Genomic DNA, 12,248 nt, shown 5'->3' with positions numbered 1-12,248 from the left:
CGTGACGTTGCCCCTGACCGGTGTTCGCATCGTCGAGGTGTCCAGTTTCGTCGCCGCGCCGCTGTGCGGGATGACGCTGAGTCAACTTGGCGCGCAAGTGATCCGTGTCGATCCGATCGGGGGTGCCTCGGACACACAACGTTGGCCGCTTGCCGAAGACGGCACCTCGATCTACTGGACCGGCCTGAACAAGGGAAAGCGTTCGGCCACCATCGATCTACGGTCCCCCGAAGGGCAGGATCTGGTACAGCGTCTGATAGTGGAGGGCGACGGCATCGTCGTCACCAACTCGGCAGGACTGTCCTGGCTGAGTCATGAGGCGTTGGCGGCCAAGCGATCCGACGTCATCCACGTCCAGTTGCTTGGCCGTGGAGACGGATCCACCGGGGTGGACTACACCGTAAATGCGGCGATCGGATTCCCACTGGTCACCGGTCCGGCCGACCATAGGGGTCCGATCAACCACGTGCTGCCGGCGTGGGACGTCAGCTGTGGGCTATATGCGGCGCTGGCCGTGCTCGCCGCCGTGCACCTCCGCGACCAGTCCGGTGCAGGCGCCCGCATCACGCTGGCACTCGAAGACGTCGCACTGGCCACGGCGGGTAACCTCGGGCTGCTCACCGAGCCCCAGATACTCGGCACCCAGCGGCCCCGGATCGGCAACGCCATCTTCGGCCAGTACGGACAGGACTTTGTCAGCCGAGATGAGGCCAGATTCATGGTGGTGCTGTTGACGCACAGGCACTTTCGCGATCTGGTCCACGTGACCGGCACCGGAGCGGCGATGACCGCATTGGCCGACGCGCTGGGTGCGGACTTCGGCGCCGAAGGCGATCGATACCGCTACCGCAACGTGATCTCCGGACTGTTCGGCACCTGGTTCGCCGACCACGCCGCCGCAGAGATCGAGGCGGCACTGGCGGGCACCACCGTGCTTTTTGAACGCTACCGGACCTTTGCTGAGGTCGCCGCGGACCCGAAAGTCACGGCCAATCCGCTGTTTTCTCGGCTACACCAGCCTGGCATTGGTGAATATCTCGCCCCCGCCATGCCGGTGGCGTTCGACGGGAAACATCCGGCCAGCGCCGTCGCGCCGGGATTGGGGGCCGACACCGCCGACCTGCTCAGCGAACTGGGTCTGACAGCCGCGGACATCGCGCGCCTGGCGGCCGCGAATACGATAGGGGCGCAACGCCAATGACAAGACTCGCCCAGACCCTCGGACTGACCGATATCCAGACCGAGATCGTCACGACGGTGCGGCAATTCGTCGACAAGGAGATCATCCCCAACGCACCCGAACTTGAGCGCAGCGACACCTACCCGCAGGCGATCGTCGACGGGCTGCGCGAGATGGGCCTGTTCGGATTGATGATTCCGGAGGAGTATGGCGGTCTGGGGGAGTCCCTGCTGACCTATGCGCTCTGCGTGGAGGAACTGGCGCGTGGCTGGATGAGCGTGTCCGGTGTGCTCAACACCCACTTCATCGTGGCCTACATGCTGCGCCAGCACGGTACCGAGGAGCAGAAGCAACGCTTCCTGCCTCGGATGGCGGTCGGTGAGACCCGCGGTGCCTTCTCGATGTCCGAACCGGAACTGGGCTCCGACGTGGCCGCGATCCGAACCCGGGCAACCCGCAACTCCGACGGCACCTACACCATCGACGGACAGAAGATGTGGCTGACCAACGGCGGCAGCTCAACACTGGTCGCCGTACTGGTGCGCACCGACGAGGGCGCCGAGAAGCCTCACCGCAACCTGACCGCATTCCTCGTCGAAAAGCCGGTCGGTTTCGGCGAAGTTCTTCCCGGGCTGATCATTCCGGGCAAGATAGACAAGCTCGGCTATAAGGGTGTCGACACCACCGAACTCATCTTCGACGGTTACGGGGCCAGCTCCGACGACATACTTGGCGGCGCGCCGGGCCAGGGCTTCTTCCAGATGATGGACGGCATCGAAGTCGGCCGGGTCAACGTTTCGGCGCGGGCCTGCGGGGTTGGTATCCGCGCCTTCGAGTTGGCGGTTCGTTATGCCCAACAACGCCAGACCTTCGGCAAGCCAATCGCCGAGCACCAGGCCATCGCGTTTCAGCTGGCCGAGATGGCCACCAAAGTCGAGGCCGCCCATCTGATGATGGTCAACGCGGCGCGACTGAAGGACTCCGGCGAACGCAACGATGTGGCGGCCGGTATGGCCAAATACCTTGCCAGCGAATTTTGTTCGGAGGTCACGCAGCAGAGCTTCCGGATTCATGGCGGCTACGGCTATTCCAAGGAGTACGAGATCGAGCGGCTTATGCGCGACTCCCCGTTCCTGTTGATCGGTGAGGGCACCAGCGAAATCCAGAAGCAGATCATCAGCAAACGCCTGCTCGACGAGTATCGGATGTGAGGCGATGACAGTTCCGGATTTCGGTGCGCGCCCTCAGCTTTCCGAGGACGTCGCGGCTTTTGTCCGAAAGCGGATCTTCGAGGGCACCTATGCTGCCGGCCAGTACGTGCGGCTGGACCAGCTGGCGGCCGAACTGGGTATCAGCGTCACGCCGGTGCGCGAGGCGTTGTTCGCGCTACGCGGTGAAGGCCTTGTCGCACAACAGCCCCGGCGTGGATTCCAGGTGCTGCCGCTGACGCAGCGGGATCTTGTCGACGTCGCCAATGTGCAGGCACATGTCGGTGGCGAGTTGGCGGCGCGCGCGGCGCTGCACATCACCGACGCCCAGCTGCGAGAAATGAAAGAGATTCAGTCGCAGCTGGAGAAGGCCTATGCCGACGACGATGACGAGCTCACCATCCGGCTCAACCACGAGTTCCACCGCGCCATCAACATCGCCGCGGACTCGCCGAAGTTGGCACAGATGATGTCACAGATCACCCGGTACGCCCCCGAATCGGTGTTCCCGATGATCGAGCACTGGCCCGATCAGGCTGTCAAGGACCACCGCCGGGTGCTTTCCGCGCTGGCCGAGCGCGACGAGGAGTCGGCTCGCCGGGCGATGTCGGAACACCTTGCCGCCAGCGCGGTTCCGCTGATTGATCACCTCATCGAGCGGGGAGTGGTTGCGCAGCCGGCGTCGGGTGCTTCGGCGCCGCAGTCGTAGCCGCCGATGCTGCGCGCCGACGGTCGAACATGCGCTGCTCGATCATGCGCTCGACTTCCCGGCGGACGTCACGGCGCACGGTGCGCCACAGCAGCCTGCGGTCGGCCTCCGGATTGCGTGCCGCGGCAGCGATCCAACGGACCAGTCGGCCAGGGGTGAAAACGTCCGAGGGTAACCGATTTCGGGAGAACACATCCAGCAACTGCATCGCTCCGTCGGGTTGACGGGCGAACCACCGGTAGGCCGCGTCCTCGATTGGTGACACCGCGTCGTCGCGGCCGAGCAGATTCGCCCACTGGTACATCGGCAGGCATTGTTCGTCGCGGTCCAGCTCCCAGGCGACCAGCGCGGCGGCCAAACGCTGCGGTTCATCGAGGTGTGCTGCGGTCTGTTCGCCCAACAGCCGCCCGAAGCGTAGTGCGTCCCGGATGCCCTGTGCAGTAACCGGGTCTTTGAAGTGGCCCGCATCTCCCGCCAGTGCCCAGCCCGGGCCCTGTGAGTGGCGAAAGTAGGACGGGTGCCGATACGAGACGCGGATCCCGCTGACCCGGGTGCAATCGCGCAGTCGCTCAGCGAACGGCGGAACGCGACTTATCGTGTCGGAGAACGCCTGCTCGCTGTCGGCGCGGAACTCGTCGGAGCGTATGACCGGTGGCATCAATAGCGCCACCAGTTGCCCACCGTCACAGGGAAATACGGTGACCAAGTCGGAACCGTAGCGCCACTGCATGGCGACGTGGCGCGCCGACTCGTGGGCGTCCTCGTAGTAGGCGAAGGCCATCAGGCGCTGGTTGTCCCAGTGGTGGTGTTCGTTCGCGCCGACCAGCCGGGCGATCGTAGATCGCCGGCCGTCCGCGCCCACAACCAGCTTGGCGGAGATGGTGCCTTCGGCTCCGTCGCGCCCACGGTAGTGCACACCATTGACGCGGCCGTCGTCACCACGCAGGAGATCGGTGACCCGGGTGCGTTCGCGGATCTCGGCGCCGTTGGCACGGGCGGTCTGCACCAGTGCGAGGTCGAGCCCAGGACGGCGGACGCAGGCGCCGGCGGTGAACCCGTCGGCGGGCCCGAATTCGCCGACGACCTCCACTCCCGGGCCAGCGAGCCCGGCGCGGGTGTGCAGGGGCGCGCCGAGTTCGAGCACCCGATCGTGCGCGCCCAGCAGTTCCAACTCGGCCCAGTGGTGCGGGAAGAACAGGTGTGTCGAGAGGGTGTCCGACGGGAAGGACGCGCTGTCCAGAGCAATGACATTGCGACCACGTCGCGCCAACGCGATCGCGGCCGCGGTGCCTGCGCATCGGCTTCCGGCGATGACGACGTCCGTGTGCTCGTGCATGAGGGTGAGAATGCCAGCGTGCGGGGCTATTTACAAGAGAGTTCAAAATATGAATTGACTTGTAAACATGTGGGAGGCTTATCCTTGGCGCGTGTCCGTTGGCGGCCTCCCCTTGCAGACCAGCGGGGCGGCGGCGCGAGGTGAACGCCGGCGCGCCCGCACCAGGGCCGCGATCCTAGACGCGGCCGAGCTGGTGTTCAGCCGCGAGGGCTATGACGGCGCCCGGATCGAGGAGATCGCCGAAGCCGCCGACGTCTCGGTCGGGTCCATCTACACCCACTTCGACGGTAAGCGCGGCGTCTACTTGCATCTGGTCGATCGGTCGCTGGAGTTGTTCGCGGAATACATGAAGCGCGGCGAGGATTCGACGCTGACGCCATTGCAGCGCGTACTGGCGGGCGGGGACGCCTATCTTCGATTTCATCTGGAGCATCCGGGCGCGTTCCACTTCCTGGCCAACCGCAATCCAGGCGCGTCGCCGCCGTCCGGCCAGGACGGACCAGAGGCCAAGATCCGCGATCGGGTCGGAGAGTTGTTGCGCCGCTTCGCTGCTCTGATCGATGACGCGATCGAGGCGGGCGAGGCTCGGTCGGTTGACTCGATGCGACTTACTCAGTTCCTTTGGGGCGCGTGGAACGGTGTGATCTCGCTGCGGTTGCAGCCTGAAGGCCTTCTGCTGTCGGAGTCCGAGATCGTCGAGACTCTCGAGTTGGCACGTTGGCTGCTGCGCGAGGGTCTGGCGACTGCGGCCCTGCGCGACAGCAACGGCGAAGTGGGTGAGCGGGTTCCGCTGCCGAGGATCAAGTGACACGTTCCAGCATCTCGCGCAACACCCGAACGTCGACTTTGCCCGTGCCGCCGCGGGGCAGATCGTCGACGGAGTCCAGCAGCAGCCATACCGTCGGCACCTTGAAGGCGCTTAGCAATTCGCGCGCAGCACGACGCACTTGGTCAACGTCGACGTCACGACACACCACCGCCGCCCCCACGCGTTGAGTGGCGCCGCCGGGCAGGTCGGTGACGACGGCGGCTTCGACCCCCTCGATGGCCCGCAGCGCGCTTTCGACCTCGCTGGGATACACGGTGGCGCCGCTGACCTTGAACATGTCGTCGCAGCGACCGTGATAAAACAGAAAACCCTCCTCGTCGAGGCGGCCGAGGTCGCCGGTGGGGTAGAAGCCGTCGACGGTGAACACACCCTCGCGGCTGCGGCGGCAGATGCCGCGCAGCGTGTGCGGACCGCGCAGTTGAATCATCCCGAGGGTGCCCGGCCCCACCGGCTCGCCGGTACCGGTGTCAACGATTCGAACTTCCATGCCGGGAAACGGCTTTCCGCAACTACCCCAGGCCGACTTGGGTAGGTCGGTGTCGGCTGGAAAGCCGCAGTAGGGCCCGAATGATTCCGTCATGCCAAACAGCGTCGCGCGCGCACCCGGTTGCGCGCGTTGCTCGGGTGGTAGCAGCGCCTCCAGGCTCCCTGGCCGCAGCGCGGACAGGTCGGTCTCGGACCGTCGGGGGTGGCGGGCCAGCGCCTGCGCCTGGTCGGGCCAACCGCGGAACAGCGTGACCCGTTCCCTTTCCAGTAGCCGAAGCGTGGTATCGGGCTTCGGCGCTTCCTCGGTCACCAGCGTGGCGCCGGCCAGCAGCGACGACAGGATGCCGCTGCCGAACCCGCCTACCCAGAAGAATGGCATCGGCAGGTACAGCCGGCTGTTGGTGTCGATGCAGCGCGCCGCGAGCCCGGCGCGCACCGCGCCCAGCGCGCTGCCGTGGGAGTGCACGACCCCCTTGGGCGCGCCGCTGCTGCCCGAGGTGAAGATGATCACCAATGGGTCGGCGGGCGTGACGCTGGCGGCGATCGCTTCCATGGCCGCATCATCACCGGCTGGCGCCCAAAAGATCTCGTCTGCCAGCCAAACGCGTTGCAGCGCGGGTAGCTCCAGTCTTGGCACGGCACAGACGTCGTCGATATAGCGATGACCGCGGAACTCCTCGACGCTCACCAACACCTGAACGGCCGCCATGTGGAGCTGCGCCTGAAGTTCGGCGGGCCGCAGCAGCGTGCTCAGCGGTACCAGCACCGCACCGATGCGGGTGATCGTCAGCGCCATCTGCACCCAGCGAACGCTGTTAGGCATGATCAGCCCGACCCGGGTGCCTTTGGTCACCCCCATGGAGACCAGTGCTGTCGCCAATTTGGCCGTGGTCGAGTCGAGTTCGGCATAGCTGAGCCGCGAGGTCGGGTCGATCACCGCGGGCTTTGTGCCTTCACCGGCAACGCGTCGCCGGAGCAGCCGGTCGATGGTGTCAGGCATCGAACAGCGTCTTCAGATGTTGTACATCGACTTTCCCGCTGGCCAGCAGCCGCACGCATGCGCGCGGGACGGCCACGAATCGGCGCGGGATCTTATACGACGACAGTTCGGATCTGAGCCGTTCACGCAGTGCTGCTTCGTCGAAATGACGAATTCCGTCGCCAAGCACGATCACGGCAGCCACCAGCTGGCTCCGAACGACATCGGGCAGGCCCACGACGTGGGCCGTGAAACCCGCTCGGGCAATGGCCTTTTCGACCTCCGCAGCGGATACGTTGGTACCGGCGGTCTTGATCATGCCGGACAGCCGGCCGAGGAAGTACACGTATCCGTCGCTGTCGACACGTACCAGATCGCCAGTGTGGAACCATCCGTCGGCGTCGAAACACTCTTCGCGACTACGTTTGTAGTATCCCTGCATCACGTATGGCCCGCGGATGCATAGCTCGCCTGAGTCGAGGACCTTGGTCTGGAACCCCGGCGCAGGGCGCCCGTAGGACACTCGTCGATGTTCGGGTTGATCGGACTCGTCCTCGCTGATCAGCACCACCGACCCAGCCTCGGTCATGCCCAGCATGTTGTGGCGCAGCTCCGGATCGGCCGGCCGTGCCTCCGGTGCCATGATCGGGTAGAGATTGCCTCGCCGCAATGAGGAGAAATCCCGCCCGGGATAGCTGGGGTGCTCGCACAACTGGCCGATACCCGCAACGTACCCATTTGTCATGGTCGGCTTTTCGGCCTCAATCAGATCAAGTGTCGCACCGGCATCGGTGGCGTTGGAGCACACCAGCGTCGAACCGGCAGTCAAGGTAGCCAGCAGCCCGAAGGCGAGCCCGCCGATCCAGAAGAACGGCGAATTGCAGAATAGCTTGTCCGCTGCGTTCAGGCCGCGAATCATGTTGAGGCCAAGCTGATTTCCCAGTAACCCGGCGTGGGTGTGCACGACGCCCTTCGGAGCGCTGGTGGATCCGGAGGTGTAGACGATGGCCAGTACATCGCCGCCGTCGACGTCGTTTTCCATAGCGGTCAGCAGTGCGGAGTCGACATCATGGCGCAACTGGCTCCAATCGAATATCACGTGGCGCAGCAGCGGCGCGGCCTCAGTCACGTCCCGCAGCCGCTCGACGTAGTCATGTGAACGGAACGACCGAGCAGCCAACAGGATCGCGGTGTCACTGTGCACCAGTTGCTCGCGTATCTCGCGGGCGGTGGCGAAGGTGGAGAACGGGACAACCACCGCACCGATGCGCGCCGCGGCCAGCATGGCGACCACAAACTCGGTGCCGTTGGGATAGAGCAGGCCGACGTGGGTCCCCTTGCCCGCACCGAGGCCGATCAGCCTGCAGGCGAGTTCTGCGGAGCGCCGGTCGGCCTCGGCGTACGAGATGCGTTCGTGGTCGCATACCAGCAGGGTGTGCTCGGCTCGCAACCGAGCCTGTTGTCGCAGTGTCGTGGCGACGGTGCCGGGTTCACTGGGCATGTTCAGCGGGTGCCGGTCTGAAATGCGCACGCACCGCGCTCAGATCTGCCTTGCCGGAGGCGGTCCGCGGGATGGCATCGACGATCGCAATGTCGGTGGGAATCTCGTATCGGGCCAAGCGTGTTCGCAGGAATGACACCAGCTCGTCGGAGTCGGCGCTGCCACGTAATTCCACCATGGCGACCGGGGTTTCGCCGAGACGTTCGTCGACCCGGCCCACCACCGCCGCACCGGCCACGCAAGGGTGGGCCTCCAGGGCGGCGCGCACGTCGTCAGGCATGATCTTGAATCCGCCGCGAATGATCGCTTGATCGGCTCGGCCCAGGATCCAGACGAACCCATCTTCGTCGATGCGCGCCATGTCGTTGGTCTGCATCCAGTCGGTGGCGCGACCAAGCTGGGCCGGTTTGACCTCGAGGCACCCCGGCTGGCCGGATGCGAGCGGTTTGCCGTCCTCGCCGACCACGCGCAGCTGGGCTCCGCGGTTGATCCGCCCGACGCTGCCGCGCTTTTCCCGCCAATACCGCTCATAATCGGACAGGGTCCAGCCGGCCACACCACCGCCGAATTCCGTTGCAGCATAGGAGGTCAACACAGGTATGCCGAATTTTTCGGTGAACGCGTCGGCGTCGTCCGCCGACAGCGGTGCGGTGCCACAGGTGACCACGCGAATGCCGGCCAGGTCGGTCCGGGTCAGATCCGAATGCAACACCGCGCGCAACGCGGCGGGCACCAGCGACACCGCGCGGGGCCGATGCCGCCGCACCGCGTCGACCCAAGCCGTCAACTCGAATCGTTCCAACAGCACAAACGGCCGCGGCTCGGCGACACACTGCAGGACCCGGAAAACACCGCCGATGTGCACCAGCGGAGAGTTCACGATCGCGACCCCACGCCGCAACTCGGTGGGCGGGTCTGCGTCGGCGTACCCCTCGCCCATGACGCTGTGCGCCAGCATGTCGTAGCTGAGGTCGATGCGTTTGGGCGGCCCGGTGGTCCCGCTGGTCAGCATGCGTACCGCGACGGCCGAATCGGGCCGGTCTGGGCCGGGCACGCTGATTTCACCAGACTCGGTCAAATTCCCCGATATTGCCACCGTGGGAGCATCCGCCGCGACGAACCTGGCCAGATCGTCGGGCTCACCGATCACCAACGGCAGTCGCAACTCGGCGATGTCGGCGCGGGTGCGATCGTCGCCACGGGACGGGTTGATGGTGACCACGGTTCCGCCGCCCGCCAGCACGCCGAGGAATGCGGCGACGTGCCCGGGTCGATTGCGCAGCAGGATGCCGACTTCGGGTTGCTGTGTGGTCAAAGAACTTATGCGTCTGGCACTTTCGCCGATCTGCGCCCACGCGTACCAACCGCCGCTGTACTCGATAGCGTGCGCCTCGGGCTGAAGATCGAGAACGTGTCCGATTCGCCGACTGAGTGGGTGCGGGCTCATCACCGCAGCTTTGGCCGACGGGTTGACTTGGGTTGGTTGGCCAGCTCCGCTTTGCCCAGGGGGTTGCCCAGCCTGGTGTAGATCAGTCCCTGCTCCATCGCTGCACGGTAGGGTTTATCGAGAGATTCCCAGATCGCCTTCACCGTGCCCTGGGTGGCTGACGGCGGCTTGGCCGCAATGGTCGCGGCGATCTCGTGGGCACGCGCCCACAGGCTCTGCGGTGCAACCACTTCGGACACCAAGCCGATCCGCAGTGCGGTGTCGGCGCTGACCCGCTCGTCGTTGCCCATCAATGCGATCCGCAACGTTTCGCCGAGACCGACCCTGCGCATCAGTCCGATCGGCTCCAATGCGCAGACCAGACCGGCCGAAACGTGGGAGTCGAAAAATGTCGCGTCATCAGAGCAGATCACCACGTCGGCTTCGTTCAGGAAATAGTACGCACCCGCGGTACACATGCCCTGCACCGCGCACACCACCGGCTTCCACATCTTCTGCCATTTGGGGCTGAGCAGTTCCCCCGGATCCTCGTGGTTCCAAATGTTATCGGGCTGTCCGTAGGACGTCGTGATGTCCAGCCCTGCGCTGAAGGCGCGTTCGCCCGCGGCACGCAACACCACTGCGTGCACCGTATCGTCGCGCTTGACTTGACGCCAAACCTTGGCCATTTCCTCACACATGGTGCGGTTGAACGCGTTTAGCTGTGCGGGCCGGTTCAAGGTAATAGTCGCGACGTGGTCGGCGGCGTCGACGTCAAGCAGCAGAGTTTCATACCCGGTGTTCATCAGCGGCACTGCCAATCCGGTTTGCGCTTCTCCACGAACGCTTTTGGCCCCTCATGCGCATCCTCGGTGCGTAACACCCGTTCGCGGAATGTCTCGGCGAGGATCTCGGCCTCATGCAGGTTCACATTGAGACCCTTCATAATCGCCAGCCGGGTGCCGCGAACCGCCAGCGGGGCATTGGAATTGACGATGTCCGCGATTTCGCGGGCTCGGCCCAGCAGCCGCTCATGCTCGACGACCTCGCTGATTAACCCCAATTCGTAGGCACGCTGTGCGCTCATCCGTTCGTGCTTGCCCATCAGTGCCATTCGCAGCGCGATCGAGCGGGGGAGTACCCGGGACACCCGTACCATCTCGCGGCCGGCTACCAGCCCGATGCTGACGTGCGGGTCGAAGAAGGTGGCCCGCTCGGAGGCGATGACGATATCGGTCGTGGTGACCCAGTCCATGCCCGCACCGCAACACAATCCATTGACGGCGGTGATCACCGGTTTGGCAGTGGTGCGAAACGGCGGGGTGCCCTCTTGGGGCGCTTCCCACTGGTCGTAGGTCGATAGGTACGGCCGCTCGTAGATCACCTTGCCGTCTTCGGGAATTTCCTTGACGTCGGCGCCCGTGCAGAACGCGCGACCGGTTCCGGTAACGATCGTCAGCCACACCTGTTCGTCGTTCTCTGCCTCGTCGTAGGCGGCTCGTAGCTCGCTGATCATGTGCGGGCTCAGGGCGTTGAGAGCCTCGGGACGATTCAAGGTGATGGTGGCGGTATGCCCCTCGACCTCATAGCGGATGGTTTCGAACGCGGGCATCGGTGTTCCCTTCATGGCTGTGCCACCGCTCAGCGCCCGTCAAAGTTCGGGGCGCGGCGTTCTCGAAAGGCGGCCAACCCCTCCTTGAAATCATTTGTGCGGCAGGTTAATTCGAGGTTTAAGAGCTCCTGGTTCAGCGATTCGGCAAGGGTTGCGCGCTGCCCGTACTGCAATGCCTGCTTAGCTAGTCCGATCGCCACTGTCGCCCCGCCGGCCAGCAGGGCGAGCAGTCGTTCAGCGGTGTCATCGAGCTCGGCCGGCGCCACCGCGTGGTGGATCAAGCCCCAGTCAGCCGCCTCGCTGCCGCTGATCTTCTCGGCGAGCAGCAACATCCGCCGGGCGCGCGCGAGGCCGACCAGCCGGGGCACCAGCCAGGTCGATCCGGAGTCCGGGCTGAACCCACGGTCCACGAACGGCTCCCAGAACGTGGCGTCGGCGGTGGCCACGGTGAAGTCAGCCGCCAGCGCCAGGTTGCAGCCCAGCCCCACCGCCCAGCCGCGCACGCTGCAGACTACCGGCAGCTGGATGGTGTGGATGAGTTCGATGACGCGGTGCGCCCCGTGCGGCACCCGTCGTACCAGATCGCCGGTTCGCGGGCGTCCTGTGCCCGTGCGGTTGGCGGCCACCCAGTCGGAACCGGAGCAGAAGTCGTTCCCGGCGCCGCGGATGTGGATCGCGCGTAGCGAGTCGTCCCTGGCGGCGTCGGTCAGTGTGTCGATCAAGCTCTCGATCATCAACGGTGTCAACGAGTTACGCCGAGAAGGGCGATCCAGCGTTATCTCCAGCACGGCACCGGCGCGGGTCACCGTCACCGAACCGTCGGCCGTGGCGGTCTCTGCCTCGTGACTCACCCTGGACTCCGACCTTTCCCATCGATACGGTTACCCATACAGTATGCAATACGATTGATAATGTGTATTAAGTTAGCAAGAAACCCTACCGGCGGATATGGGGCCGGTGGAACAGGCGACAAAGAGGAGAA

Annotated in this window: 11 protein-coding genes; 4 read left to right on the top strand and 7 right to left on the bottom strand. The window is 65.1% G+C overall.

The window, feature by feature from the left end:
- Window position 1: 1 nt before the first annotated feature.
- Genes H0P51_RS20175 through H0P51_RS20165 form a run of 3 tightly spaced genes read left to right on the top strand, consistent with a single transcriptional unit; the run spans window position 2 to window position 3,097 of the window.
- Window positions 2-1,201: a CoA transferase gene (locus H0P51_RS20175; protein ID WP_180914660.1), complete on the top strand. Its 1,200-nt coding sequence runs from the start codon at window positions 2-4 to the stop codon at window positions 1,199-1,201.
- Window positions 1,198-2,391: an acyl-CoA dehydrogenase family protein gene (locus H0P51_RS20170; RefSeq protein WP_180914659.1), complete on the top strand. Its 1,194-nt coding sequence runs from the start codon at window positions 1,198-1,200 to the stop codon at window positions 2,389-2,391. Before H0P51_RS20175 ends, H0P51_RS20170 begins: the two co-directional genes overlap by 4 nt.
- Before the next feature lie 4 nt (window positions 2,392-2,395).
- Entirely contained in the window at window positions 2,396-3,097 is a 702-nt protein-coding gene (locus H0P51_RS20165; RefSeq protein WP_180914658.1) for a GntR family transcriptional regulator, read from the top strand.
- On the opposite strand, the gene H0P51_RS20160 is transcribed toward H0P51_RS20165, so the two are convergent.
- Window positions 3,039-4,433: an NAD(P)/FAD-dependent oxidoreductase gene (locus tag H0P51_RS20160; protein WP_180914657.1), complete on the bottom strand. Its 1,395-nt coding sequence runs from the start codon at window positions 4,431-4,433 to the stop codon at window positions 3,039-3,041. The genes H0P51_RS20165 and H0P51_RS20160 overlap by 59 nt on opposite strands.
- A 91-nt stretch (window positions 4,434-4,524) precedes the next feature.
- Between H0P51_RS20160 and H0P51_RS20155 the strand changes: the two genes are divergently transcribed.
- Window positions 4,525-5,241, top strand: coding sequence for a TetR/AcrR family transcriptional regulator (locus H0P51_RS20155; protein WP_246398105.1), 717 nt, complete (start codon window positions 4,525-4,527; stop codon window positions 5,239-5,241).
- On the opposite strand, the gene H0P51_RS20150 is transcribed toward H0P51_RS20155, so the two are convergent.
- From H0P51_RS20150 to H0P51_RS20125, 6 genes are read right to left on the bottom strand one after another with little or no spacing between them, the layout of a single operon-like run.
- Window positions 5,234-6,748, bottom strand: a complete 1,515-nt coding sequence (locus H0P51_RS20150) for a class I adenylate-forming enzyme family protein (RefSeq protein WP_180914655.1) — start codon at window positions 6,746-6,748, stop codon at window positions 5,234-5,236. The genes H0P51_RS20155 and H0P51_RS20150 overlap by 8 nt on opposite strands.
- Window positions 6,741-8,228 (bottom strand): class I adenylate-forming enzyme family protein, encoded by a 1,488-nt coding sequence (locus H0P51_RS20145; RefSeq protein WP_180914654.1) that lies wholly within the window; start codon window positions 8,226-8,228, stop codon window positions 6,741-6,743. Before H0P51_RS20145 ends, H0P51_RS20150 begins: the two co-directional genes overlap by 8 nt.
- Complete coding sequence (locus H0P51_RS20140) at window positions 8,218-9,675, bottom strand: class I adenylate-forming enzyme family protein (RefSeq protein WP_180914653.1); 1,458 nt, start codon at window positions 9,673-9,675, stop codon at window positions 8,218-8,220. Before H0P51_RS20140 ends, H0P51_RS20145 begins: the two co-directional genes overlap by 11 nt.
- Window positions 9,675-10,460, bottom strand: coding sequence for an enoyl-CoA hydratase/isomerase family protein (locus H0P51_RS20135; protein ID WP_180914652.1), 786 nt, complete (start codon window positions 10,458-10,460; stop codon window positions 9,675-9,677). Before H0P51_RS20135 ends, H0P51_RS20140 begins: the two co-directional genes overlap by 1 nt.
- A complete protein-coding gene (locus tag H0P51_RS20130) occupies window positions 10,460-11,281 on the bottom strand; it encodes an enoyl-CoA hydratase/isomerase family protein (protein ID WP_425488892.1) in 822 nt (273 codons plus the stop codon). The genes H0P51_RS20135 and H0P51_RS20130 overlap by 1 nt, the downstream gene beginning before the upstream one ends.
- Window positions 11,282-11,295: 14 nt before the next feature.
- Window positions 11,296-12,117 carry an enoyl-CoA hydratase/isomerase family protein gene (locus H0P51_RS20125; RefSeq protein WP_180914650.1) on the bottom strand — a complete coding sequence of 274 codons (822 nt, stop codon included), beginning with the start codon at window positions 12,115-12,117 and terminating at the stop codon, window positions 11,296-11,298.
- Window positions 12,118-12,248: the final 131 nt, after the last annotated feature.

The sequence above is a fragment of the Mycobacterium vicinigordonae genome, from assembly GCF_013466425.1.
GTDB lineage: Bacteria > Actinomycetota > Actinomycetes > Mycobacteriales > Mycobacteriaceae > Mycobacterium > Mycobacterium vicinigordonae.
The sequence above is the reverse complement of the archived record's forward strand: the minus strand, read 5'-3'. Positions and strand labels throughout refer to the sequence as shown.